The sequence below is a fragment of the Streptomyces sp. NPDC111507 genome (assembly GCF_055638955.1).
The window spans coordinates 633818-656958 of the sequence record NZ_JBVKBU010000004.1 but is presented as its reverse complement, the minus strand read 5'-3'; the positions used below and the strand labels follow the sequence as shown (position 1 = coordinate 656958).

Below are 23141 nucleotides of genomic sequence, written 5' to 3'. Positions count from 1 at the left end.
CGCCACTCGGCGGAGGCCGGCCGACTTCAGGAGCGGGTCAGGGGGTGGCCACTGCCTCCAGGGCCGGGATCAACTGTTCCTCCTCGTAGGCGAGATGGGCTTCCAGCTCCTCCGTCAGGCGCACCACCTCGGGGAGTACGCGGGCCGGGTCCGCGGGCCGCTCGTCGACCACCCGGCGCAACTCCTCGATCAGCACCGCGATCCGCTCGTGTTCGACGCGCAGCCGGTCCAGGACCGGGGTGAGGCCGGGGTGGCCGTCGGCGAGGGCACGGAAGAGATGGAGGTCCTCGCCGGTGTGGTGCCGGTGCAGGCCTTGGCAGAGGGAGAGGCAGTTGATCCGGAGCTGGGCGCCGAGGGAACTGCCCGAGGAGGCGAACTCATCGCGGATGAGCGCCAGTTCGCGCCGGAAGGCGTCGTGGACGACCCTCAGTGCCTCGCTCGGCGAGCCCGCGTCGACGTGCGGCGGACCATCCCCGGGGATCTCGTGGAGCGCGACGACGGGGATCACCCGGTCCGTCTTCGCCTGGTACTCCGCCCATCCCTGGTCGGCCTCCACCGCGCGGGCGAAGAGCCGGTCGCGCTCGGCGTCCTCGAGGACGACGGCCTCGGCGTCGTAGGTGAAGACGCCGCTCTCGACCCGCACGCGCGGATCGGCGACGAGGTTGCGGTACCAGTCCGGGTGCCGGTGCGCGCCCCCGGCGGAGGCGATGACGATGACGCGGTCGCCGTTGTCGGGGTAGTAGCCGACGGGGGTCGTGTGCGGGGTTTTGGTGCGGGCGCCGGTGGTGGTGAGCAGGAGGAGCCGGGCACCCTCGAAATATCCGCCGACTTTCCCGTGGTGGGCGCGGAACTCTTCGATGACTTGCTGATTGAATGGGTTGGGCATGCGTCACTTTCTTTTGTTTTCGGGCAGGGTGGATTGCCGCGGGGCATTTTGGAGCGCGGCGCGGTAGGGGGGTGCGGGAGAGCGCGCGGAATTCCGGAAGAAGCGGAATTTCGGAAGAAGCGGACGCGCGGTGGGGTGAAGACGTGATGCGAAGGAGGGGGTGGTCGGGGTGGGCGGGGCTCTACCCCGCCGCGGCCTCACTCGGAGGCCGGGCAACCAACTCGCTCACGGCACAAGGCCGACCCGGCAGTCATGGGCGCAACGGTAATGCCGTACGCGCGTCGAGGCAATCCCGTATCGAGTGAAATACGGGATTGCCTCGGCGATTTTCCTCGCTGTCAGTTGTCGAGAACGGCGATTTCGAGTCGGCCCAGTCGTTCCGGCTCCGCGATCACATCGATTTCGGTGATCAGACCGTCCGTGAACGCGAAGACGAGTACCACGCAAAGCCGGCCGCGCGGAGCCATCGACAGGCCGACCGTCCCGTCGACGAGCGCGAGCCCGGCGAACGCGGCGCGGCCGGTCGCGGCCATCGCGCCCTTGGCCACGGTGTGCGCCCCGCGGACCACGACGGGTTCGGGGGTGGGGATGACGGCCTTGTCGGCGTGCAGGACCACGTCGGGGTGGAGCAGGGCCCTCACCGACGCCGACACCGGCAAGCGCACATGGGAGAAGTTCCTCGCGGAGCGGGAGGGTTGATCGAGGGAAGAACGCGGGAGAAGCGAGGGGGATACCCCAAGGGGGCTGCCCACTGGCTGCCCACTCTGCGGTCGGCCGAAATCCCCTCTCGTTGAATGGCGTTCGATGATTGACGTGATCGTGGTCGGCGGCGGACCGACGGGCTTGATGCTGGCCGGAGAGTTGCGGCTGCACGGCGTGCACGTGGTCGTGCTGGACAAGTTGGCCGAGCCGACCAAGGAGTCCCGCGGGCGCGGCCTGCACACGCGCAGCGTCGAGATGATGGATCAGCGCGGTCTGCTGGACCGGTTCCTCGCGGTCAGTGAGAAGTTCCAGGTCGGCGGTTTCTTCGGCGGCATCCGCAAGCCGTGGCCGGAGAGGTTGGACACGGCTCACCCGTACGGTCTCTCCACCCTGCAACCGGTCACCGAGCGGCTGCTCGACGAGCGTGCCCTCGAACTCGGCGCCGAGATCCGGCGCGGCTGCGAAGTGGTCGGGCTGAGTCAGTCGGACGACGGGGCCGGGTCCAGGTCCGGGTCCGGGGTGACCGTCGAGCTGGCGGACGGCACGCGCCTGCGCTCGCGCTACCTCGTCGGGTGCGACGGCGGTCGCAGTGTGGTGCGCAAGGAGCTCGGTGTCGGTTTCCCCGGTGAGCCCGCCAAGGTCGAGACGCTGCTGGGCGACATGGAGATGACCGAGGACCAGGCGACGGTCGCGGCCGTCGTCGAGGAAGTCCGCAAGACCCAATTGCGGTTCGGCACCATCCCCAACGGGGACGGGACGTACCGCGTCATCGTGCCCGCCGAGGGCGTGTCCGAGGACCGTACGACCGCGCCGACCCTCGAGGAGTTCAAACAGCGGCTGCGGGCCGTCGCGGGCACCGACTTCGGCGTGCACTCGCCGCGCCGGCTGTCCCGGTTCGGCGACGCCACCCGGCAGGCCGAGTGCTACCGGGTCGGCAGGGTGCTGCTGGCCGGCGACGCGGCGCACATCCACCCGCCGACCGGCGGGCAGGGGCTCAACCTCGGCGTGCAGGACGCGTTCAATCTCGGCTGGAAGCTGGCCGCCGAGGTCAACGGCTGGGCACCGGAGGGGCTCCTCGACAGCTACCACGCCGAACGGCACCCGGTGGGCGCCCGCGTGCTGGACAACACCCGCGCGCAGATCACGCTGCTGGGGACCGATCCGGGTGCGACCGCGCTGCGGGAGCTGCTGTCGAAGCTGATGGACTTCGAGGAGGTGAACCGGTACGTGACCGGGATGATCACCGGGGTCGGGGTCCGCTACGACTTCGGCGAGGGCCATGAACTGCTCGGCCGGCGGATGCGGGACGTGCGGCTGACGCGGGGGCGCCTTTATGAGCTGACGCACGGTGGCCGCGGGCTGCTGCTCGACCAGACAGGCCGGCTCTCGGTGGCGGGCTGGGCGGATCGGGTCGACCACGTCGTCGACGTCAGCGAGGAACTGGACGTGCCCGCGGTGCTGCTGCGGCCGGACGGCCATGTGGCGTGGGTCGGTGAAGACCAGCGGGATCTGGTCGGCCGGCTGTCCCAGTGGTTCGGCGCCGCCGCCGGATGAGTGCGCGGGCGCCTCCTTCGTGGCGCGGCGCGCGGGCACCCTCTTCGTGGCGCAGCGCACTTTTGCAAGCGGGTGCTTGCAATTGTTAGCGGAGGTGCGGCAAGGTGGAGTCATGGCATCACTCAACGTCGGCAATCTCGGTGAGTACCTGCGCGATCAGCGGCGCAACGCGCAGCTGTCGCTGCGGCAGCTCGCCGACGCCGCCGGGGTGTCCAACCCGTATCTGAGCCAGATCGAGCGCGGGCTGCGCAAGCCGAGCGCGGAGGTGCTGCAGCAGGTCGCGAAGGCGCTGCGGATCTCCGCCGAGACGCTGTACGTGCGAGCCGGCATCCTCGACGCCGAGCGGGACCGGGACGAGGTGGAGACACGTGCCGTCATCCTCGCCGATCCCACACTGAACGAGCGGCAGAAGCAGGTGCTGCTCCAGATCTATGAGTCCTTCCGCAAGGAGAACGGATTCGAGATCACGCCGGACCTGGCCCAGGGCATGGCCCAGAGCGTGACCCAGGACATGGCGCAGGACGAGGCGCAGGGCATGGCAGAGCACATATCGGGCACCCAGCAAGCGCCGGACACCGCCGTCCGGGGCCCCCGCACGGCCGACGGCAGCGATGCCGATCCGCAGCAGACCGCCAGTTGACGACAACGACGTGCAGCGCCGCCGGCCCCCACGCGGGCCTGCCGGTCTTGCCGCGGAACACCAAAACCCTCAGCTGAAAGCGACCGGAGGACCATCACCATGGCCATCACCGACGACATCCGCAAGGCCGCCACGGACCCCACCCCGCTGTACTTCCTGGCCGGCACCGCCGACCTGGCCGTCCAGCAGGCGAAGAAGGTCCCCGGCCTCGTGGAGCAGATCCGCACCGAGGCCCCGGCGCGGATCGAGACCGTGAAGAACATCGACGCGAACACCGTCCAGGAGAAGGCCGCCACCCGCGCGAAGGAAGCGCAGGAGACCATCCAGGCCAAGGTGACGGAGTTCATCAGCACTCTCGACACCGACCTGAAGAAGCTCGGTGAGTCCGCCCAGGACCTCGCCCTGCGCGGTGTCGGCGTCGCCGCCGAGTACGCCGTGAAGGCCAAGGAGACGTACGAGAAGGTCGCCGAGCACGGCGAGCAGACCGTGAAGACCTGGCGTGGCGAGGCCGCCGAGGAGATCGAGGAACTGGCCATCGCCGTCGAGCCGAAGGCCGAGCCGGTCGAGGTCAGGTCCGAGGAGAAGCCGGCCGCGGCCGCCGCCGTGCCCTCTCCGGCCAAGAAGCCCGTCGCGAAGAAGATCCCGGCCCGCAAGGTCACGGCCAAGAAGACGACGCCGCCCGTGAAGTAGCGGACGGCGGGACTCCTCGTCTCAGGCCGAAAGGTCCGGAGGGAAGATCCGGCCGAAAGGTCCGGACGCAGGGTCAGCACGACGGGCCGGGCACTCTCAGAGTTCCCGGCCCGTTCTGCGGGTACGGTGGCCGTAGAGATGAATCGACTCGGGCGGTGGGCATAGTGCTGTTGACGGCATTCGGCGGCTTCTTGTCGCTGATCTTCCTCGCCATGCTGGTGCTCGCCGTGGTGGCACTGGTGATGGCAGCGGTGGCCCGCGAAGACGCGTACCGCGCGGCCGACAAGCAGAACAAGATGTTCTGGCTGATCATCCTGGGCATCACGGTGGCCGTGAACCTGCTGGTCCCGATCATCTTCCTGCAGATCGCGGGGCTGGTCGCCACGATCGTCTTCTTCGTGGACGTACGCCCCGCGCTCCGTCAGGTCTCCGGCGGTGGCCGGGGCCGCGGCGGAAGCAGCAGCGACGGCCCGTACGGCCCCTACAACGGAGGCCGCTGACCCCCGGCGGTCACATTCAAGTCGACCACCGGCGGTCAGTCCTGCGGACCTGAGGGTTACGCGGGCCAGGCCGTCGGCCAGGCCCGACCGTCGCGCGGTCGCACGGCGGTTACGGCGTGACCGTCACGCGGTTGTACGGCGGTCACGGCGTGACCGTCACATGGCCGTACGGCGGTCACGGCGTCCGGTCCAGCAGGAGTACCGCCACGTCGTCCGTCAGCTCTCCGCCGTTGAGGTCCCTGACCTCGTTCACCGTCGCGCGCAGCAGTTCCTCGCCCGCCAGGCCCTCGGCGAGCCGGCGGCGTACCAGGTTCACCATGCCGTCCTGGCCCAGCCGCTCCTTGCCCTCGCCGATGTGACCCTCGATCAGGCCGTCGGTGTAGAGCATCAGACTCCACTCGCCGCCCAGCTCCACCTGCCGGCGCGGCCAGCGGGCACCGGGCAGCAGGCCGAGCGCCGGGCCGCCGTTCTCGTACGGCAGTAGCTCGGCGGGCCGGCCGGGGCGGGAGATCAGCGGGGACGGGTGGCCCGCCAGGCAGAGCCCGGCGCGACGCCCGTCCGGCGCGATGTCCACCGTGCACAGCGTCGCGAAGATCTCGTCGTTCTCGCGCTCGTGCTCCAGGACCTGCTGGAGGGTGGACAGGAGTTCGTCGCCGCACAGGCCCGCGAACGTCAGCGCCCGCCAGGCGATGCGCAGCTCCACGCCGAGCGCGGCCTCGTCGGGCCCGTGCCCGCAGACATCGCCGATCATGGCGTGCACCGTGCCGTCGGGCGTACGGACCGTGTCGTAGAAGTCGCCGCCGAGCAGGGCGCGGGAGCGTCCTGGGCGGTAGCGCGCGGCGAAGCGGAGCGAGGAGCCCTCCAGGAGAGGGGTCGGCAGCAGGCCGCGCTCCAGGCGGGCGTTCTCCTGGGCGCGCAGCCTGGACTCGGTGAGTCGGCGCTCGGCCTTGTCGGAACGTTTCCGCTCCACCGCGTACCGGATCGCGCGGCTCAGCAGCCGTCCGTCCAGCTCGTCGCGGAACAGATAGTCCTGGGCGCCGACGCGCACCGCCTCCGCGCCGCGCTCGGCGTCACCGGAGGCGGTGAGCGCGAGGACGGCGTGCCGGGGCGCGAGCCGCAGCACGTGCTTGAGCGTGGTCAGCTCGTCGTCGCTCACGGCCGCCCGGCCGGGGGCGGGCAGCGCGAGGTCGAGCAGGATGCAGTGGACGTCGTCGGTGAGCAGCCGCTCGGCCTCGGTGAGGTTGCGGGCGGTGCGGATGCGGATCGGCTTGCCGGCCGCGTCGAGCATCTCGGGCACGCTGAGCGAGCCCGCCGGGTCGTCCTCGATGACCAGCAGGGTCAGGTTGGTGGTGCTGTCGACCGGGGTCGTGGCGGCATGGGGCGCCGGTACTGCCCCGGCCTGGCCGCCGGTCGCTTCTCCGGATGGGCCGCCGGGTGAGGACGCGCCTTGAGCCTGACCGCTCTCCGCGGCCGGGATCGCTCTCTGCCGCGGTATGGGTACGGGCATCGTGTGGGTTCCTTCCCTCCCCCCGAGGGCGTGGTGGGGCGAAGGTCCTCGACCCACCGACGGGGACCATAGCGGTAGCGGACGCCGCAGCGGAATGGTGTGCGTCGCGGCGTCCGGCAGGCGGCCACCGTCATATGCCGCATCCTGTACCGCACTTGGACAGGATGCGGTGATGCCCGGAATGACGAACGTCACGTCCGCGAGGTTGAGGAGTCTGTACAACCGTGGGGTGGGTCACGTGCGGTGCATCACGAAGGGCGGCACGCTTTTTCGGGGTTGATGGCGGTTTGGCCATCCAGGCCGAAGCCGTACGCCGATCGTCGGCCCGATTCGCCCGGGCTTCCTACGTCCCGTCCCGCCCCGTCACGCGTCCGGCCGTACGATTCCCAGTATCGGCATGGACCCGGCCCCCGCGATCGTCACCGTCCGGCCCGGCCGCGGTGCGTGCACGATCGCGCCGTCGCCGATGTACATCGCGACATGGCTGGCGTCGTCGAAGTAGATGATCAGGTCGCCGGGGCGCATGTCCTTGACGTCGACATGGGGAAGCTGCTTCCACTGCTCCTGCGAGGTGCGAGGAATGCCGTGACCGGCGGCGGCCCAGGCCTGTGAGGTCAGCCCCGAGCAGTCGTACGAGCCCGGGCCCTCGGCGCCCCACTCGTACGGCTTGCCGATCTGGTCGGTGGCGAACTTCACCGCCTTCTTGCCCTGCTCGGACGCCTTGCCGCTGATCTCGGCGAGGACGCCGGAACTCAGCCAGGCCGTCTGCGCCTTGTACGCGGCCTCCTCCTCGAGCTTCGCCAGCCGTTCCTTCTCCTTCTTCTCGAGCTGGGACTCCAGCTTCTCGGCGGCGGCGATCTGCTTCTTGATCTCCTTCTGCGCCGTGGCCTTGGCCTGGCGGTTGGTCTCCAGCTTCTGCCACTGCGCGGAGGCGTCCTTCGCGTACTGCTCCAAGTCCTGCTGTGTGCGGGTCATCTCGGCGAGCAGCCCCTTGGTCGCGTGCTCGCCCTGGAGCACCCGCCCCGCGCCGTCCAGGTACTGCTGGGGGTTGTCGCTCAGCCACAGCCGCATCTCCGGCGGCAGTCCGCCGCCCCGGTACTGCGCCCGGGCCGCGGCGCCCGCGCGGTCCTTCAACTCGTCCAGCTTGTCCTGGCCCTTGACGATCTCGCGGGCCAGGTCGACGATCTCGGCCGACTGCTGCTTGGCCTGCTCCTCGGCGGCGTTGTACGCGTCCGTGGCGACCGCCGCGTCGTGGTAGAGAGCGTCCAGCTTCTCGCGGATCGCCTCGAGGTCCTTGCCGGCCGGCGAGGTTGTCGGTGTCGGTGTCGGTGTGCGCGTGGGCGCTGGTGTCGGGCTCGCGTGCGCCACACCCGGTGCTGACAGCACCGCGCAGGCGCAGGCCAGAACCATGGCCGCCGTGGTCAGGCTCCGCTTGCCGGATCCCATTGCTCCGCCCCCAAACTGATTTACCGTCAGTAACTTACGGACGCCTGGGGGATCGTGCCATGTCGGCGCGCAATGCGACAGAGGTGGGCAAGAACTCCCTTCCCCCCGGCCCGCCTCCGTGAAACGATCTCCCCGCCTGTGTGACGAGTCAGTCACGCAGTTCGTTCCGTGCAGCTCACGGGCGTGCGGTGGCTACCCCTCCACCGACGAAGCACGCCCGCGCGACCCCCTGCGTCAACCGCCCGCGCGGCACTCCGGTCTCGCACACCCGTGCGTCCCGGTTCGTCGCACCCCAGCCTTCAACGCCCGTGCCTCGCCCGGGTGTCCGATGTCTGTGCGGCGCTTGACGCCCGTGCGTCATCCAGACGTCGCACGCCTGTCCGGCACCCCCGCGCCCCGCGCTTACGCGAAGGTCCCGCGGGGGGCCAACGCCTCCCAGCGCACCGTGACTTCGCCCTGGCGCCGACGGGATATCCCGTCCGTGACCGGCCAGTCCGCCGTCAGGTCGCCGACCGTGCGTATCCAGCGCTGCCGCGCGCCGTACGAGGCGTACGGCGCGGCCGCGGCCCAGGCGCGGTCGAAGTCGCGGAGGAACGCGTGCACGGGCTCGCCCGGGATGTTGCGGTGGATCAGCGCCTTGGGCAGGCGCTCGGCGAGGTCGGACGGGCGGTCCAGGGAGCCCAGGCGGGTGGCGAAGGTGACCGTGCGCGGGCCCTCGGGGCCCAGAGCGACCCAGACGTGCCGGCGGCCGATCTCGTCGCAGGTGCCCTCGACGAGCAGCCCGCCCCGGGAGCCGGGGCCCGCCGGTGCGAGGCGTGCGCACAGACGCTGCCAGACCTCGGCGACCTGCTCCTCGTCGTACTGGCGCAGTACGTTCGCCGCGCGGATGAGCGAGGGGCTGCCCTGCACCGGGACCTCGAAGCCGCCGTGCCGGAAGACGAGTCCCTCGCGCTCGTACGGCCGGGCCGCCGCGACCCTCGCCGGCTCGATCTCCACGCCCACCACGCGGGTGCGGGGGGCGGCCGTGCGCAGGCGGGTCAGCAGCTCGACCGCGGTCCAGGGAGCCGCCCCGTATCCGAGGTCGACCGCCACCGGGTCGGCGCTTCTGCGCAGCTCGGCGCCGTGCGTGGCCGCGATCCAGCGGTCCATGCGGCGCAGTCGGTTGGGGTTGGTGGTCCCGCGCGTCACCGTACCCACGGGGCGGGACGCGGCGCGGGTTGTCATGCGTACGAGAGTAGGCGGCCGGGAGGAAGCCCGTGTGGGCCTGTGGATAACCTCCGGCGACCCTCCGCCAACCTGTGGAAAAGAAGGGAGGAGAGCCGCGCACGCAACTCGCCCTCGAACGGTTGAGCGACTCTCGGTAATGATTCGGCAAAGGGGTGCGGGAGGGAACGCGGAAGGGAAATGGAGCGGACCGCTCCGGCGTTGCCGCCCTTCGGAGGGTGCGGTGCGCCCTCCGACCGGCATGCCCGCAGCGAGGAGGAACGCCACGTGAGCCAGTACGTCAGCAGGCTCGGGCGGCGCTCCCCGGCGACGCCCTCACGGCTCAGGCTGCACCGCAGGCCCCGTCGCGTCGCGATGCTCTCCGTCCACACCTCGCCGCTGCACCAGCCCGGCACCGGCGACGCCGGCGGCATGAACGTGTACATCGTGGAGCTCGCCCAGCGCCTCGCCGCGATCAACATCGAGGTCGAGATCTTCACCCGGGCCACCACGGCCGCCCTCCCGCCGACCGTCGAACTGGCCCCCGGCGTCCTCGTCCGGCACGTCGACGCGGGCCCGTACGAGGGCCTCGCCAAGGAGGACCTGCCCGCCCAGCTGTGCGCCTTCACGCACGGCGTCATGCAGGCCTGGGCCGGGCACCGACCCGGCTACTACGACCTCGTGCACTCGCACTACTGGCTCTCCGGCCACGTCGGCTGGCTCGCCGCCGAACGCTGGGGCGCGCCCCTGGTGCACGCGATGCACACCATGGCCAAGGTCAAGAACGCCTCGCTCGCCGAGGGCGACACCCCCGAGCCCGCCGCCCGTGTCATCGGCGAGACCCAGATCGTGCGCGCCGCCGACCGTCTCATCGCCAACACCTCCGAAGAGGCCGACGAGCTCGCCCGCCACTACGAGGCCGAGCCCGGCAAGGTGGCCGTCGTCCACCCGGGCGTCAACCTCGACCGCTTCCGCCCGGCCGACGGCCGCGCCGCCGCCCGCGCCCGCCTCGGGCTCCCGCAGGACGCGCTGATCCCGCTCTTCGCGGGCCGCATACAGCCCCTGAAGGCCCCCGACGTGCTGCTGCGCGCGGTCGCCGTCCTCCTGGACGAGCGCCCCGAGCTGCGCGGCAACATCGTCGTCCCTGTGGTGGGCGGCCCCAGCGGCACCGGTCTCGCCAAGCCCGAGGGGCTGCAGAAGCTCGCCGCCCGGCTCGGGATCGCCGATGTCGTGCGCTTCAGGCCGCCCGTCGGCCAGGAGCAGCTCGCGGACTGGTTCCGGGCCGCGTCGGTGCTGGTCATGCCCTCCTACAGCGAGTCCTTCGGGCTGGTCGCCATCGAGGCACAGGCGGCCGGCACGCCGGTCCTGGCGGCCGAGGTCGGCGGGCTGCCCGTCGCCGTGCGCCATCAGGAGACCGGATTCCTGGTCCCGGGGCACGATCCCGTCGCCTACGCGCGCGTGCTGCGCGATTTCGCCGACGACCAGGCGCTGTCGGCACGGATGGGCGAGGCTGCCGCCCGGCACGCGCAGCGCTTCGGCTGGGACACCGCGGCCGCCGCCACGGCGGACGTGTACACGGCGGCCGTACAGGCCCACCGCCGCAAGGTGCGCGCCCATCAGGGCTGACGCGCGCACCGCCCGAGGGCCGGTCCGCCGGACGTCTGACGTACGCTCCCTCCATGGCTGACGCAGCGTCGATCATCGAGCAGGTCCTCACCGAGGCCGAGCTGGAGTGGGAGAGCCCCAAGGCGGGCTCGTACGTCGTGAAACTGCCCGGCACCCGCAAGCTCTCGACGACCGTCTCGCTGATCGTCGGCAAGCACTCCCTGTCGCTGAACGCCTTCGTGATCCGCCACCCCGACGAGAACCACGAAGGCGTCCACCGCTGGCTCCTGGAGCGCAATCTCAAGCTCTATGGCGTGAGTTACGCGGTCGACTCCCTGGGGGACGTGTATCTGGTCGGCAAACTGCCGCTCGTCGCGGTCACCCCGGACGGGGTCGACCGGCTGCTCGGTTCGGTCCTGGAGGCCGCCGACGGCGCTTTCAACACTCTCCTTGAGCTCGGTTTCGCCTCCGCGATCCGCAAGGAGTACGCCTGGCGGGTGTCCCGCGGCGAATCGACCCGCAATCTGGATGCGTTCACCCACCTGACTCAGCGTCCTGCTGGCTGAATTCCAGGTCCAGTCCAACTAAGTAGTGCATGACCCCTTCCGAGCCAGGGGTCTCAGTGGCATGCTCACCGCCGACGCAGATCTGAACGTCATTCACATCCATGAAAGTCAATGGAATGCGACGGAAGGCGGGCGGGTATGAGCAAGGAGTACGTGAGCATCACCAGACGGGGCCTGCTCGGCAGCGCCGTGGCGGTGGCGGCCGCCACGGTGACCGGCGGACCGGCGACGGCCGCGACCGCTGTCGCACGCCCCCATGACCCAGGTCGAGTCCCCACCGTCTGGCGGGAGTTCACCCGCACCCCCTTCACCCACCCGCAGATCCCGTACGTCGGCAGGGCCGGCCACCGGGGCGGGGCGGCGCGCTTCCCCCGCCGCCCCGTAGTGGCCGATGTCCGTGCCTACGGCGCCGTCGCGGACGGCACCACGGACTGCGCGCCCGCGATCAACCGTGCCATCGCCGCTGCCGGGAGGGCCGGCGGTGGCACGGTGCTCATCCCGCCCGGCACCTTCCGCATCGACGGCCTGATCCGCATCGGCCACTCGAACGTCGTGCTGCGCGGCGCCGGCAGCGACCGTACGAAGCTGTACGCGACCAGGAACCTCACCGAGCTGATCGGCGTCTACGGCTCCCGCTACGGCGGCGACAAGTCGTCCTGGTCCTGGGCGGGCGGCCTCATCTGGCTCGCGCCCACGGCCCGTTGGGACTCCCTCGTCGCCGCCATCAAGGACAAGGCCTGGCCCTTCGAGGGCTGGACCGGCAACAAGCGCGACGAGTGGGAGACCCTGACGGCCGTGGCCCCCGCCACCCGCGGCTCCTGGTCGGTGACGGTCGCCGACCCCCGCCCGCTGAAGCCGGGCCGGCTCGTCCTCCTGCGGCTCGCCGACGACGCCGACCACACCCTTCTGGAGCACATGGCGGGCGGCGGTCCGGGCCCTGAGGCGTACTACTGGGACGACAAGACCAAGCTCACGAGTTACGTCCCCTACGAGTGGCCCGTACGCGTCGCGCGGGTGCGGGGCACGAAGGTCACCCTGGAGCGCCCGCTGCCCCTCGACATACGCCCCGAGTGGGACCCGCGTCTGATCACCCACGTCGAGCCGCTGACCGGCTCCGGCGTCGAAGGCCTCACCCTGGAGGCCGTCGAGACGCCGCAGTCCCCGCATCTCCTCGACAAGGGCTACAACGGGGTCGTCCTCCAGTGCGCGTACGACTGCTGGGTCGACGACGTGACGGTCCGGCACGTCGACAACGGCTTCGGATTCGTCGCCGCCTCCGCCTGCACCCTGCGTCGCACCCGTGTGGCGGGCCGCGGCTCGCACCACCCGTACTTCTGCCGCGAGGGCTCGCACGACAACCTCGTCGAGGACTTCACCATCGAACAGCGCACGGTCCCGGCCCCGTCGAACACCCAGCTCCACGGCATCAACGTGGAAGGCCTCTCCTCCTACAACGTCTGGTCGCGCGGCGACCTCCAGATGGGCACCTTCGATTCCCACCGGGGTCTGCCCTTCGCCAACGTCCGCACCGACATCACCGTCGACAACAACGGGCGGCACGGCGGCGACGCGAGCGCCGGTCCGCTCTTCGGCGCACGTTTCACCCACTGGAACATACGTGTCACGAACGGCCGCGCGGGGTTGATGAAGATCGACGGTCTGGCGCCCTACTCCGCCACCGTCGGCCTCAACGAGGTGACCGAGTTCGACCAGATCGACGTCCCCGACTTCACCGGCGACCTGCACTCCCGCCTGGAGCTGTACGGGACCACGGACGTCGTACGCCCGCGCAATCTGTACGAGGCCCAGCGGGACCTCTGACTCGGCCGAGTGCGCCGTACCCGGTGAAGGTGACCGTGAGGGGTGCGGAGCGTACCCACGGGGTCACGCCGGCCTCGAGCGTGCGTAGCGCCCCGGAGTCACCCCGACCAACTTCTTGAAGTGCCGGGTGAGATGGGACTGGTCGTAGAAGCCGGTCGCCGACGCCACCTCGCCCGGCGGCCGGCCATCGAGGAGGAGACGGCGGGCCCGTTCGACACGGCGGGACATCAGGTACTGGTGGGGTGCGATGCCGTAGGCGCCGCTGAACGCCCGTACCAGATGGGCGGGATGGGCGTGCATGAGCCGCCCGGCCTCATCGAGGCCGATGCCCTGGGTGAGGTGTCCGTCGAGGAGTTCGCGCAGGGCGCGGGCGAGGGTGGGGGAGTCGCGCGGGGTGGCGGCGGGAGTGCCGGTCCGCAGATGCGTGCGCAGCCGCTCGGCGATGAGCGTCAGTCTGCTCTCGGCCTCCAGTTCGTCACCGGGGTGACCGAGCGCGGTGTGCAACTGGCCGACGCGCAGTCGCAGCACGGGGTCTCGCAGGTCGGGCCCGTCCACCGCGGACCCGATGAGGTCCTCGCCCAGATGTGTGTCGTCGAGATAGACGACGCGCTTGCGGAAGCCGTGCGCGGTGACCGGGGAGCCGTTGTGCGGGACGTGCGGCGGCAGCAGGGACACCGTGTCGTGCGGGGTGCCGTGCTCGTGCCGGTCGAGGTCGTACCGTACGGCCCCGTCGTCGACGATGAGCAGCGTCCAGGCCTCGTGCACGTGCATCGGATAGGCGTACTCGGTGAAGTGGGCGTGGAAGACCTCCACGACACCCGGAACGCGCGAGCGCCAGGCGGAGACCTCCGGCTGAGCGACCATGCAAAGAACGTACAAGACGGCGTCGTACGGCGGTCGGCAGTCTCGATCCATGAACAGCGAACCGATCCGCTTCGATACGAAGATCGTCGTCCTGCTGCGGGACGACCTTGAGCCCTGGCAACGTCTGAACGTCACGTCCTTCCTGGTCAGCGGCCTGGGAACGCAGGTCCCCGAGGTGATCGGGGAGCCGTACGAGGACGCGGACGGGGTGCCGTATCTGCCGATGTTCCGGCAGCCTGTGCTGGTCTTCGAGGGGACGAAGGAGGTCCTTGTGGCGGCACACGGCAGGGCGCTCAGCCGTGCGCTGCCCCGAGCCGTCTTCACGTCGGATCTCTTCAGCACCGGCAACGACCGGGACAACCGGGCGGCGGTGCGGGCTGTCGCCACGGTCGGACTGGATGTGGTGGGGCTGGCCGTGTACGGGCCTCGGAACGCGGTGGACAAGGTGGTGAAGGGGGCGCGGATGCGTCCGTGAGGTCAGCGGGGGTGTTTTTTCGGGGAGCTCTTGCGCTTGAGGGAAGCTCGCAGCTGCCGGGCGTCGTAGGTCTTTCCCTGGGCCGCCGGGGCGTCGCCGGGCAAACGGGTGATGTTGTGTGATGTTGATGTACAGACGGCCGTCGACTGCGTAGACCTCCCGCGCCCGGTCCCTCGTGCCCGGCCTCCCGTGCCGGCCCCTCGTGCTCGGTCTCTCGTGGTCCGCAGGAGTTTCTCCGCCTCGGAGTGCCGGCCGAGAGCGACAAGCGGGTGCCGGTGGAGCAGCGAGTCGGCGTCAGGCCGCGCTGACCTCGGGCTTCGCCACTGCCGGACCGGTCTCCACCGCCGGTTCCTCCGTGGGCAGCCGCCGCATCAGCAGGCCGTACCCGAGCCCGGCCACCGTGCCCACCAGCGCGCACAGCCCCCACAGCCACTCGGCCCCGAACCGGTCGATGACCACACCGGACATCAGGGGAGCGATCAGCGCGGCGAGTGACCAGGAGAGGGTGTACATGCCCTGGTAACGGCCGCGGCCGTGGGTCGGGGAGAGCTGCACGACCAGGCCCGTCTGGGTGGGCGCGTTGACGATCTCGGCCAGGGTCCACACGCACACGGTGAGCGCGAAGACGCCGACCGACCCGGCGAAGGCGGTGAGCCCGAAGCCGTACCCGGCGAGGACCGAGGAGATCACGAGCAGCCGGCGCGGATCCCGGTGCTGGATGAAACGGGTGACCGGGATCTGCAGCGCGACGATGAGGACGCCGTTGACGGCGATCGCCATGCCGTAGTCGGCCGGGGTGAAGCCCGCCTCGCCCATCGCGACGGGCAGTCCCACGGAGCCCTGCTGGAAGACCAGGGCGACGAGGAAGGACAGCCCGACGACGCTCATGAAGCGCCGGTCGCGCAGCACGGTCCCGAGGCCGACGTCGTCCCTCGCCTCCTTGGCGTTCTGCGCCGGCCGGGACTCCGGCAGCTTCGCGAAGACGAGGAGCGCGCAGGCCAGGGTCATGCCGGCCTCGATGAGGAAGCCCGCGAGGTAGCTGAACTCGGCGATGAAACCGGCGGCCATGGAGGAGACGGCGAAGCCGAGGTTGATCGCCCAGTAGTTGAGGGAGAACGCCCGGACGCGGTCCTCGGGCCGCACGATGTCGGCCATCATCGCCTGGACGGCGGGCCGGGAGGCGTTGCTGGCCATTCCGACCAGGAAGGCGACCGCGGCGATGCTCACCGGGTCGTGCATGAAGCCGAGCAGCGCGACCGAGGCGGCCGTGGAGGTCTGGGCGACGAGGAGCGTGGGCCGGCGCCCGAGCCGGTCGGTCATCACGCCCGCGCCGAGCGAGGAGACGACACCGCCGAGACCGTGCAGGGACGCCACGAGACCCGCGTACGAGGCGGAGTAGCCGCGGTCGAGCGTCAGGTACAGAGCCATGAAAGTGGCGACAAAAGCACCGAGTCGGTTGACCAGGGTGCTGGTCCACAGCCACCAGAACTCGCGGGGGAGCCCCGAGACGGTCTCTCGGGCGGCGCGTCGCATGACGGCGAGTGGCATCGGTCGTCCCCCAAGGATGTAAGCGGCTCATGTACTGATGGCAACTTACGAGCGGGAGGTCTCCGGGGGCCACTCAATTAACAGATGCCGTCAACTGTCCGCCTTCCGGGCAGGGGCGCGAGGGGACGAAGGCTTCCATTACGCTCGGACGCATGGCCGACGCACCGTACAAGCTGATCCTCCTCCGCCACGGCGAGAGCGAATGGAACGCGAAGAACCTGTTCACCGGATGGGTGGACGTCAATCTCAACGAGAAGGGCGAGAAGGAGGCAGTCCGCGGCGGTGAGCTGCTGAAGGACGCCGGCCTGCTGCCCGACGTCGTGCACACCTCGCTCCAGAAGCGCGCGATCCGCACCGCCCAGCTCGCGCTGGAGGCCGCCGACCGCCACTGGATCCCCGTCCACCGCTCCTGGCGTCTGAACGAGCGGCACTACGGCGCCCTCCAGGGCAAGGACAAGGCCCAGACCCTCGCCGAGTTCGGCGAGGAGCAGTTCATGCTGTGGCGCCGCTCGTACGACACCCCGCCGCCGCCCCTCTCCGACGACAGCGAGTTCTCGCAGGCGAACGACGCGCGCTACGCGTCGATCCCGCCGGAATTGCGCCCCCGCACGGAGTGCCTGAAGGACGTCGTCTTCCGCATGCTGCCGTACTGGTACGACGGCATCGTCCCCGACCTCCTCACCGGCCGCACGGTCCTGGTCGCCGCCCACGGCAACTCGCTGCGCGCCCTCGTCAAGCACCTCGACGGCATCTCCGACGCCGACATCGCGGGCCTGAACATCCCGACCGGCATCCCGCTCGCCTACGAGCTCGACGCCGACTTCAAGCCGCTCAACCCCGGCGGCACGTACCTCGACCCGGACGCGGCGGCGGCCGCGATCGAGGCGGTCAAGAACCAGGGCAAGAAGAAGTAGCTTTCCTGATCATGCCCCTGAGCTGCGCATACGGCGCGACTCAGGGGCATTTTCACGGCCTGGGACCGACGACTCCCCGGCCGCTGGTGGCCTGGGTCGGCAGCAGATTCGGCGCTGGAGTCCTCGCTGACGCGCGATGCTCCTCAACCCCGCGTGGTTCCGAGCGCGAGGGGCCTCACTCTGCCTCACGGACCTCCCCGTACCAGCGCCACTTCTCCAGCCGCTCCCGCCCCGGGAGGTCACCCCGCCCGGTCGCCCACAGCAGCGTCGGCCACGGCTCTTCGTCGCTCTCCACATGCGGGAAGAGCCTTCCGAGGACCAGTGCGCACAGGTCGTCGGGGGCGGTGAACTCCAAGCCGAGGCCGGCTGTGATGTCGTATGTGTGGAGAAGGGTCTCGACGATGCCCATCGCCGCGAAACCGGCCGGGTCTGAGGCACCGGAGGCGTGGTGGGCGCGGGCCGACGGGGGAGTTGTGCGAGTCAGGGAGACCTGCATCGCACCGCACGCCTCCAGGACCGTCAGCAGCCCGGACGGGCCCGGCTCCCGATCGGCCTGGAGGACGTTGACCGGCCCTTCGGGCCGTTGGCGGTGCATCTTGAGGGGACATAGGTGCCGGCCGGCAGGCCGGGCGTCCCGATCTGCATGCCGTAGAAGAACAGGTCGTCCGCCAGGTGCTCGGCCGTCTCCCAGCACGTCCACTCCAACGAACCGGCTGTCACGTCCCACGCCTCCGCCTCCGAGGGAGCCGACCGCAGCGTGGCGAGCGCGAGCTGCACCGCGCGGGCCAGGGCGTCGGCCCAGGCGTCGTTCGTGCGGGGGGCCAACCGGCCATGATCTTCGAATGTCATCCGCGCACGGTAACGTGCGCGCCCAATCGCCAGATCACAGTTCGGGCCACGTCCCTGACCGCCCCACCGCGCCGCCGCAAACGGCTGTCCGAGCGCCTCGCGGCCGCCTGCGCGGGTTACCCCTAGACGGGTTTCGCCCAGGTTCCCCAGCGCTACCGAGAACTGATCCCCTGCACCACGACGAGGGACATGACCCGCGAGCAGGCGCGCCGCGGCCCTTGCGCTTGTCGCTTGTCGCGCGACGAGGTGGAGGCGCTCGGCAGGGGACCGCGAAACGTGGTCCGACCTGCGAGCCGACGAGCGACAAGACAAGACGAGCGACAAGCCGGACGACAAGTGACGCGACAAGCGGCCAGCCGCGCGGTTGGCCGCAGGCAGTTGGGCAGTCGGCGCCGGAAGAACGCCCGCCCGCAGGGCGGTCCTTCTCCAGCGCGGGGCGCCGTCCCAGGGGATGGGGTTTCGGCTGCCGGCAACTGGGTCGTCTGGTCGGACGGTGATGCCATGGACTATGGCTCACCTCCCTGCAGGACGTATGTGCTGCGTGAGTCCGGGTCGCCGAAGAAGAAGTAGAGCTCCAGTACTTCCTTGTCGTCGCGCCGCAACTCGAATGTCCACGTGTAGGTCTTGGGCGTCTGGGAGCGGTCCGCCAGCGGGGCAAGCGGCTCGTTCGGCTCCGGCACACGTGTCGCGACCGCGGTACGTGAGGTGAGAGTCAGTCGGACATGCTGGCCGTCGTTCCATCCGGTCCGCTTGTCAGTCAGTTTCCAGGCTCCCGTGCCTGACAGGCGCCACCTGTCGTCGAAGTCCCATTCCTGTCCGTCCAAGAGACGGATGCTGGCCTTCCCGTCAGGCCAGAAGACAACGTTCGTCCGGTCGTAGCCGATCCATGACCCCGATACTTCTGCCCGCTTCGCGTCATGCAGCGCGGGCACTTCGTCATACATACGGGGACTACATCCCGTGAGCGCGAGCAGACAGGCGACGAACACCGCATGCCACCACCACCCTCTGGCGAGGCCGGATGAGTGGGTCAGCATGGCCCTTCCCTCCCCAAAAGAAGCCGCACGGCAGGCGACTGCGGCTCAACCGCTCACCGATCACGGCTCCGTCATGCTGGCACCATTTCTGAACACGTTCAACTCTTGTGCTGAGCCGAGTGGTAGCACGCGGGTAGCACAGCAGCGAAGAGCGCCAGGCAACGTGAGTGTCTGGTGGACGACCACGTATGCGTGTGGACCTTCGCAGCAGGTGCTCGGCACTCCGGCCGAGGGGAAGCACTCACCCAAGTTGCGTGGGGACGATGAAGGTCCGCGCCCCGACCTCCGCGCCCCTTCCTCCGCGACGGTTGCCAGGCATGTGTCCAGTCCGACCGTTCAGGGGCACGTGCAGGACGCGGCGTAGGCGATGAAGAGAGCGGCCACGGCGAACGCGGCGGCCGCCACGCCGGCCAGTCGTCCGCGCCGCCCTGGCCTGGCGGGACGAAGCAGTTCCCAGCCGCCATAGCCGAGGAAGACCAGCAAGACACCACCTGCACCCTCGGTGAGAGGCGGGCTGTGCTCCCATCCCCGGACGAACGCCAGAGCCAGACCCGCCACGGCACAGCAGGCGACCAACGTCAGCACTGCCTCTCCGACGAGTTCCACCAGGAATTCTTTCAAGCACGAGCCAATGCCGCGGATCACGCGTAGGACACGACTCCCAGTCGCAGGAACAGCCACACGCCCCCCGAGCCAGTCTCGAATGGATCGGACCCTACGAATCGTGAGGTGTCAGGGAAGAGTGCTCAAGGCCACTCAAGGCCATCCGCGTTCGGCCAGTTCCTCCGCGCTGAACACGGTCAGAACCGGGGTACCCGGCGGCGCGAACACGGCGGCACCGGCCTTGAGCACCCGGGACGGCTGTCCCTCCAGCTCGAAGAGGATCTCGCCCTGGGGCACGTAGCCGAAGAGGGGCCCGGGGTGCCCGGCGTCCGGCGCGCAGCCCGGAGTCGTGGTCGGTACCGCGTCGGGTAGTCAACGGCTTCACGCCGAGGAAGGAAGGGGAGACGGCGGTACTGGTCGTGGTCGTACCCGCGATCGCCGAGCGCAGCGCCCCGCACCGGTGGGACCGCCCGGACGAGCGGGATGAGCCGGTCGGGAGTGTCCCGCCGTCGGGCCGCGGTGCGCGCGGCGGCGGGTTGTTCTAGCGTCGAAGAGAGGAGGGGCAGTCCTGCCGAGCGGACGGGTGCGGGGGCCCGAGGGCACGGTCGTATACCGGGCGCGTCCGCTGCTCGGCGCCTTGAAGCCGCGAATCCCCGACCAGCCCCGGAGAGCAGGTGTCTCCCATGCACACGGCGGCCCGTATCACCGGTGTTCTCACCGGTTTGACCCTCACACTCGGCGGCGTGGCCTTCGCCGCCCCCGCCGCCCACGCGGACATCCCGGCCTGCACGAACATGGTCCAACAAACGGGCGTCCAAGTCTCAGACGCCGTCAGAACGGCCTGCACCCAAGGGGTGCACGGTGACCTGCGGGGCTGTGTGAGCGCCCTGACCCAGGCAGGTACGCCGGGCGGCGCCGCGAACGGGGCCTGCCGAATGGCGGCCAACCCTCCGTGACGGCCCTCTGTGACGGCCCTCCGTGACGGCCGCCGCCGGCATACGCCACCGCGGGCGTCGCGGGCGAGGTGGATCGGGGCATCAGCATCCTCGACTGCGACCAGTGCCATAGGTCCTGGCGGGGCCCCCGCTCTGGTCCCGGTCTGGTGACGCGTATGCCGAGTGACACGCATGCAGAAGGGGCCCCGTCGTGGTGACGGGGCCCCTCTGGGTGGGGCTAGGTGATCAGCCGCACTGGCACGGGTTGCCCGACTGGCAGCCGCACCCGCAGCCGGAGCCGCAGCCGCAGGCGCCGAACAGAGGGAGGCTTTTGATGTCGGCGGGCTGGTCGGTGTCGCGGTCCAGGGTCGGGTCGGGCGTGGCGGGAGAATCGGCCATGGTGTCCTCCTCAATGAGGCCTCAATGAGGCATCGAGGCCGGTGCCTACGCCTGTACGCCTAGGCGCCCGGGCGTAGGCGCGGGTGCCTACCCCCATTGCATGCCCGCTACCCTGGGCGCATCAACGGCGCACTGAGGCTCGCCCGCGCCCCCGGAGTGAGACGGCAGCCCCGGGTGCTCCCGGACCTCAGACGCCCTCGGCCCCCGTGACCGGCTGAATGTCGGGCTGGAGCTCGTCCGCGTGCTCACCCGTCACCAGGTACACCACGCGCTTGGCCACCGACACCGCGTGGTCGGCGAAGCGCTCGTAGTAACGGCCAAGGAGGGTGACGTCGACGGCGGTCTCGATGCCGTGCTTCCAGCGGTCGTCCAGCAGGTGCTGGAAGAGCGTGCGGTGCAGCAGGTCCATCTCGTCGTCGTCCTGCTCCAGCTGGAGCGCCAGGTCGACGTCCTTCGTGATGATCACCTCGGCCGCCTTCGCCATCAGGCGCTGCGCGAGCTGGCCCATCTCCAGGATCGTGGCGTGCAGGTCGTGCGGGATCGCACGCTCGGGGAAGCGCAGCCGGGCCAGCTTCGCCACGTGCTGGGCCAGGTCGCCGGAGCGCTCCAGGTCGGCGGACATGCGGAGCGAGGTGACGACGATACGCAGGTCCGTCGCCACCGGCTGCTGGCGGGCCAGCAGGGCTATCGCGCGGGCTTCGAGCTCGTGCTGGAGATCGTCGACCTTCTGGTCGGCCGCGATCACGCTCTCGGCGAGCTTCAGATCGGCGTCGAGGATGGCCGTCGTGGCGCGCCCGATCGCCGATCCGACGAGCCGGGCCATGTCGACCAGGCCGTCGCCGATCGAGTCAAGTTCCTCGTGGTACGCGTCACGCATCTGGTTTGTCCCTCTCTTACGTCAGCTTGGGGCCCGGGGGCCGGGCTGCCCTGACCGCCGGACGGACCGTCGGACGGGCCCCGTGAACCCCACGCTCCCACGTTCCGGCCCGTACGCGTCCGTTTCCGTCACCCCAAATGAACCATCCCTGGCTCCTGGGTGAACTCTGGGCGACGAGTGTTCGAGGTCGCACTCCGATGGCTGTGGGTCGGCATGACGACATGCCTAACCTGGGAGCATGGACGTGAACGCGGCGGTCGCCGCAGCGGCAGCGATCGCCGGAGTGCTCACCGGTGTCATCGCCATGCTGGCGTTCCGCTGGAGCGAGCGCGACCAGAAACGCCCCACCCGCACATCCCTGCACACGGACCCGGTGCTTCCGCCGGGCGTCGACACGGTGCTCTCCGTGCTCCGGTCCTCGGCCGTCGTCCTCGACGAGGCCGATGCCGTGGTCAAGGCCAGCTCAGCCGCGTACGCCCTCGGGCTGGTGCGCGGCGGCAAGCTCGCCGTCGAGCCGATGATGCAGATGGCCCGCGACACCCGTCGCGACGGGGAAATACGCCAGGTCGAGCTGGATCTGCCGAGGCGGGGGACCGGACGGGGGGAGGCCCTGGCCGTCTCCGCGAGAGTCGCCCCGCTGGGCTCCCGGCTCGTGCTGCTCCTCGTCGAGGACCTCACCGAGGCCCGGCGGATCGAAGCGGTACGGCGCGACTTCGTCGCGAACGTCAGCCACGAGCTCAAGACGCCCGTCGGCGCGCTCTCCCTCCTCTCCGAGGCCGTCATGGACGCCTCGGACGATCCGGAGGCCGTCGAGCGCTTCGCCGGACGTATGCAGATAGAGGCCACCCGGCTCACCAACCTCGTCCAGGAGCTCATCGACCTGTCGAGGGTGCAGAACGACGATCCCCTCGAGGACGCCGAGCCGGTCCGCGTGGACGAGCTGGTCGCCGAGGCCATCGACCGGTGCCGTCACCAGGCAGGCACCAAGCAGATCACCATGGCCGCCGGCGGTACCGCCGACCTGAGTATCTGGGGGAACCGGGGCCAGCTGGCCGCCGCCCTCGGCAACCTCGTCGAGAACGCCGTCAACTACTCGCCCGCCCGCACCCGGGTGGGCATAGCCGCGCGCCGGGTGACCGCGCCCGGCGGAGACCTCATCGAGATCGCCGTGACCGACCAGGGCATCGGCATCTCGGAGAAGGACCGGGAGCGCGTCTTCGAGCGCTTCTACCGCGTCGACCCGGCCCGTTCCCGCCAGACCGGCGGTACGGGTCTCGGTCTCGCGATCGTCAAGCACGTGGCCGCCTCGCACGGCGGGGAGGTCACCGTGTGGAGCTCCGAGGGTCAGGGCTCCACGTTCACCCTGCGGCTGCCTGAGGCGGCCGCGGCCCGCGACCGCGGGATCGACCACGACATGCCCGGACTCGACGATGAGGACGAGAACGGGCAGCCCGACGGGACGACCACCGTCACATCCCCGTATGAACCGCTTCCCGCTCCGGAGGTCCTTCCGTGACCCG

At 70.3% G+C, this 23141-nt stretch carries 24 protein-coding genes; 10 read left to right on the top strand and 14 right to left on the bottom strand.

From position 1 onward, the window contains the following. Positions 1-37: 37 nt before the first annotated feature. Together ACZ7M2_RS20700 and ACZ7M2_RS20695 are read right to left on the bottom strand one after the other, a co-directional pair. The gene (locus ACZ7M2_RS20700; protein WP_471596456.1) at positions 38-886 is read right to left on the bottom strand and encodes a nitroreductase/quinone reductase family protein; all 849 of its coding nucleotides are present in this window, start codon (positions 884-886) and stop codon (positions 38-40) included. A 338-nt stretch (positions 887-1224) separates the two neighbouring features. After that, positions 1225-1551 carry a hypothetical protein gene (locus ACZ7M2_RS20695; protein ID WP_471596455.1) on the bottom strand — a complete coding sequence of 109 codons (327 nt, stop codon included), beginning with the start codon at positions 1549-1551 and terminating at the stop codon, positions 1225-1227. A gap of 139 nt (positions 1552-1690) precedes the next feature. On the opposite strand from ACZ7M2_RS20695, the gene rox reads away from it, so the two are divergent. From rox to ACZ7M2_RS20675, 4 genes are all read left to right on the top strand, one after another. Next, on the top strand, positions 1691-3142 hold the full coding sequence (gene rox, locus ACZ7M2_RS20690) for a rifampin monooxygenase (RefSeq protein ID WP_471596454.1): 1452 nt from the start codon (positions 1691-1693) through the stop codon (positions 3140-3142). 112 nt (positions 3143-3254) lie between these two features. Next, on the top strand, positions 3255-3782 hold the full coding sequence (locus ACZ7M2_RS20685; protein WP_352044028.1) for a helix-turn-helix domain-containing protein: 528 nt from the start codon (positions 3255-3257) through the stop codon (positions 3780-3782). Between the two features lie 99 nt (positions 3783-3881). After that, positions 3882-4472 (top strand): hypothetical protein, encoded by a 591-nt coding sequence (locus ACZ7M2_RS20680; RefSeq protein ID WP_471596453.1) that lies wholly within the window; start codon positions 3882-3884, stop codon positions 4470-4472. A gap of 164 nt (positions 4473-4636) precedes the next feature. Then, positions 4637-4972, top strand: a complete 336-nt coding sequence (locus ACZ7M2_RS20675; protein ID WP_075026970.1) for a DUF2516 family protein — start codon at positions 4637-4639, stop codon at positions 4970-4972. Positions 4973-5147: 175 nt separating this feature from the next. Here the strand turns inward: ACZ7M2_RS20675 and ACZ7M2_RS20670 are convergent, their stop codons facing one another. The 3 genes from ACZ7M2_RS20670 to ACZ7M2_RS20660 all read right to left on the bottom strand — a co-directional run bounded on the left by ACZ7M2_RS20670 (position 5148) and on the right by ACZ7M2_RS20660 (position 9149). Next, positions 5148-6479 carry a PP2C family protein-serine/threonine phosphatase gene (locus ACZ7M2_RS20670; RefSeq protein ID WP_471596452.1) on the bottom strand — a complete coding sequence of 444 codons (1332 nt, stop codon included), beginning with the start codon at positions 6477-6479 and terminating at the stop codon, positions 5148-5150. Between the two features lie 363 nt (positions 6480-6842). Next, positions 6843-7925 (bottom strand): C40 family peptidase, encoded by a 1083-nt coding sequence (locus tag ACZ7M2_RS20665; protein ID WP_471596451.1) that lies wholly within the window; start codon positions 7923-7925, stop codon positions 6843-6845. Positions 7926-8327: 402 nt separating this feature from the next. Then, positions 8328-9149, bottom strand: a complete 822-nt coding sequence (locus tag ACZ7M2_RS20660; RefSeq protein ID WP_352044032.1) for a class I SAM-dependent methyltransferase — start codon at positions 9147-9149, stop codon at positions 8328-8330. Between the two features lie 267 nt (positions 9150-9416). On the opposite strand from ACZ7M2_RS20660, the gene mshA reads away from it, so the two are divergent. From mshA to ACZ7M2_RS20645, 3 genes are all read left to right on the top strand, one after another. Beyond that, positions 9417-10754, top strand: coding sequence for a D-inositol-3-phosphate glycosyltransferase (mshA, locus tag ACZ7M2_RS20655; RefSeq protein WP_352044033.1), 1338 nt, complete (start codon positions 9417-9419; stop codon positions 10752-10754). Positions 10755-10807: 53 nt separating this feature from the next. Further along, positions 10808-11299, top strand: coding sequence for a type III secretion system chaperone family protein (locus ACZ7M2_RS20650; protein WP_352044034.1), 492 nt, complete (start codon positions 10808-10810; stop codon positions 11297-11299). A 138-nt stretch (positions 11300-11437) separates the two neighbouring features. Beyond that, positions 11438-13120, top strand: coding sequence for a glycosyl hydrolase family 28-related protein (locus ACZ7M2_RS20645; RefSeq protein ID WP_471596450.1), 1683 nt, complete (start codon positions 11438-11440; stop codon positions 13118-13120). Between the two features lie 63 nt (positions 13121-13183). On the opposite strand, the gene ACZ7M2_RS20640 is transcribed toward ACZ7M2_RS20645, so the two are convergent. Continuing rightward, entirely contained in the window at positions 13184-13984 is an 801-nt protein-coding gene (locus ACZ7M2_RS20640) for a helix-turn-helix transcriptional regulator (protein WP_471596449.1), read from the bottom strand. Between ACZ7M2_RS20640 and ACZ7M2_RS20635 the strand changes: the two genes are divergently transcribed. After that, positions 13983-14459, top strand: coding sequence for a DUF2000 family protein (locus tag ACZ7M2_RS20635; protein ID WP_471596448.1), 477 nt, complete (start codon positions 13983-13985; stop codon positions 14457-14459). The two genes, ACZ7M2_RS20640 and ACZ7M2_RS20635, sit on opposite strands and share 2 nt — an antisense overlap. 294 nt (positions 14460-14753) lie before the next feature. Here the strand turns inward: ACZ7M2_RS20635 and ACZ7M2_RS20630 are convergent, their stop codons facing one another. Next, entirely contained in the window at positions 14754-16007 is a 1254-nt protein-coding gene (locus tag ACZ7M2_RS20630; protein WP_352044038.1) for an MDR family MFS transporter, read from the bottom strand. Between the two features lie 152 nt (positions 16008-16159). Here ACZ7M2_RS20630 and ACZ7M2_RS20625 point away from each other — a divergent pair, with 152 nt between their 5' ends. Further along, entirely contained in the window at positions 16160-16921 is a 762-nt protein-coding gene (locus ACZ7M2_RS20625) for a phosphoglyceromutase (protein WP_471596447.1), read from the top strand. A 175-nt stretch (positions 16922-17096) separates the two neighbouring features. Here the strand turns inward: ACZ7M2_RS20625 and ACZ7M2_RS20620 are convergent, their stop codons facing one another. The 7 genes from ACZ7M2_RS20620 to phoU all read right to left on the bottom strand — a co-directional run bounded on the left by ACZ7M2_RS20620 (position 17097) and on the right by phoU (position 21621). Then, positions 17097-17417, bottom strand: a complete 321-nt coding sequence (locus ACZ7M2_RS20620; protein WP_471596446.1) for a hypothetical protein — start codon at positions 17415-17417, stop codon at positions 17097-17099. A 23-nt stretch (positions 17418-17440) separates the two neighbouring features. Beyond that, positions 17441-17770: a hypothetical protein gene (locus tag ACZ7M2_RS20615; RefSeq protein ID WP_471596445.1), complete on the bottom strand. Its 330-nt coding sequence runs from the start codon at positions 17768-17770 to the stop codon at positions 17441-17443. Positions 17771-18276: 506 nt separating this feature from the next. Continuing rightward, positions 18277-18807: a hypothetical protein gene (locus tag ACZ7M2_RS20610; RefSeq protein ID WP_471596444.1), complete on the bottom strand. Its 531-nt coding sequence runs from the start codon at positions 18805-18807 to the stop codon at positions 18277-18279. Between the two features lie 336 nt (positions 18808-19143). Then, complete coding sequence (locus ACZ7M2_RS20605; RefSeq protein ID WP_471596443.1) at positions 19144-19413, bottom strand: hypothetical protein; 270 nt, start codon at positions 19411-19413, stop codon at positions 19144-19146. 150 nt (positions 19414-19563) lie between these two features. Further along, positions 19564-19707, bottom strand: coding sequence for a hypothetical protein (locus tag ACZ7M2_RS20600; RefSeq protein WP_471596442.1), 144 nt, complete (start codon positions 19705-19707; stop codon positions 19564-19566). An 884-nt stretch (positions 19708-20591) separates the two neighbouring features. Further along, positions 20592-20744 carry a hypothetical protein gene (locus tag ACZ7M2_RS20595; protein WP_167552125.1) on the bottom strand — a complete coding sequence of 51 codons (153 nt, stop codon included), beginning with the start codon at positions 20742-20744 and terminating at the stop codon, positions 20592-20594. Positions 20745-20931: 187 nt separating this feature from the next. Continuing rightward, on the bottom strand, positions 20932-21621 hold the full coding sequence (phoU, locus tag ACZ7M2_RS20590) for a phosphate signaling complex protein PhoU (protein WP_054232434.1): 690 nt from the start codon (positions 21619-21621) through the stop codon (positions 20932-20934). Between the two features lie 238 nt (positions 21622-21859). Here phoU and phoR point away from each other — a divergent pair, with 238 nt between their 5' ends. Further along, positions 21860-23137 (top strand): two-component system sensor histidine kinase PhoR, encoded by a 1278-nt coding sequence (gene phoR / locus ACZ7M2_RS20585; protein WP_054232435.1) that lies wholly within the window; start codon positions 21860-21862, stop codon positions 23135-23137. Positions 23138-23141: the final 4 nt, after the last annotated feature.

What these genes read in the sequence shown, in the direction of transcription:
- ACZ7M2_RS20595 (WP_167552125.1), bottom strand. Translation starts at nt 20,744, where the DNA reads ATGGCCGATTCTCCCGCCACGCCCGACCCGACCCTGGACCGCGACACC.
- ACZ7M2_RS20640 (WP_471596449.1), bottom strand. Translation starts at nt 13,984, where the DNA reads ATGGTCGCTCAGCCGGAGGTCTCCGCCTGGCGCTCGCGCGTTCCGGGT.
- rox (WP_471596454.1), top strand. Translation starts at nt 1,691, where the DNA reads ATGATTGACGTGATCGTGGTCGGCGGCGGACCGACGGGCTTGATGCTG.
- ACZ7M2_RS20680 (WP_471596453.1), top strand. Translation starts at nt 3,882, where the DNA reads ATGGCCATCACCGACGACATCCGCAAGGCCGCCACGGACCCCACCCCG.
- ACZ7M2_RS20610 (WP_471596444.1), bottom strand. Translation starts at nt 18,807, where the DNA reads ATGCTGACCCACTCATCCGGCCTCGCCAGAGGGTGGTGGTGGCATGCG.
- phoR (WP_054232435.1), top strand. Translation starts at nt 21,860, where the DNA reads ATGGACGTGAACGCGGCGGTCGCCGCAGCGGCAGCGATCGCCGGAGTG.
- ACZ7M2_RS20700 (WP_471596456.1), bottom strand. Translation starts at nt 886, where the DNA reads ATGCCCAACCCATTCAATCAGCAAGTCATCGAAGAGTTCCGCGCCCAC.
- ACZ7M2_RS20625 (WP_471596447.1), top strand. Translation starts at nt 16,160, where the DNA reads ATGGCCGACGCACCGTACAAGCTGATCCTCCTCCGCCACGGCGAGAGC.
- ACZ7M2_RS20650 (WP_352044034.1), top strand. Translation starts at nt 10,808, where the DNA reads ATGGCTGACGCAGCGTCGATCATCGAGCAGGTCCTCACCGAGGCCGAG.
- ACZ7M2_RS20670 (WP_471596452.1), bottom strand. Translation starts at nt 6,479, where the DNA reads ATGCCCGTACCCATACCGCGGCAGAGAGCGATCCCGGCCGCGGAGAGC.
- ACZ7M2_RS20615 (WP_471596445.1), bottom strand. Translation starts at nt 17,770, where the DNA reads ATGACATTCGAAGATCATGGCCGGTTGGCCCCCCGCACGAACGACGCC.
- ACZ7M2_RS20685 (WP_352044028.1), top strand. Translation starts at nt 3,255, where the DNA reads ATGGCATCACTCAACGTCGGCAATCTCGGTGAGTACCTGCGCGATCAG.
- ACZ7M2_RS20660 (WP_352044032.1), bottom strand. Translation starts at nt 9,149, where the DNA reads ATGACAACCCGCGCCGCGTCCCGCCCCGTGGGTACGGTGACGCGCGGG.
- phoU (WP_054232434.1), bottom strand. Translation starts at nt 21,621, where the DNA reads ATGCGTGACGCGTACCACGAGGAACTTGACTCGATCGGCGACGGCCTG.
- ACZ7M2_RS20665 (WP_471596451.1), bottom strand. Translation starts at nt 7,925, where the DNA reads ATGGGATCCGGCAAGCGGAGCCTGACCACGGCGGCCATGGTTCTGGCC.
- ACZ7M2_RS20645 (WP_471596450.1), top strand. Translation starts at nt 11,438, where the DNA reads ATGAGCAAGGAGTACGTGAGCATCACCAGACGGGGCCTGCTCGGCAGC.
- ACZ7M2_RS20620 (WP_471596446.1), bottom strand. Translation starts at nt 17,417, where the DNA reads ATGCAGGTCTCCCTGACTCGCACAACTCCCCCGTCGGCCCGCGCCCAC.
- ACZ7M2_RS20630 (WP_352044038.1), bottom strand. Translation starts at nt 16,007, where the DNA reads ATGCCACTCGCCGTCATGCGACGCGCCGCCCGAGAGACCGTCTCGGGG.
- ACZ7M2_RS20635 (WP_471596448.1), top strand. Translation starts at nt 13,983, where the DNA reads ATGCAAAGAACGTACAAGACGGCGTCGTACGGCGGTCGGCAGTCTCGA.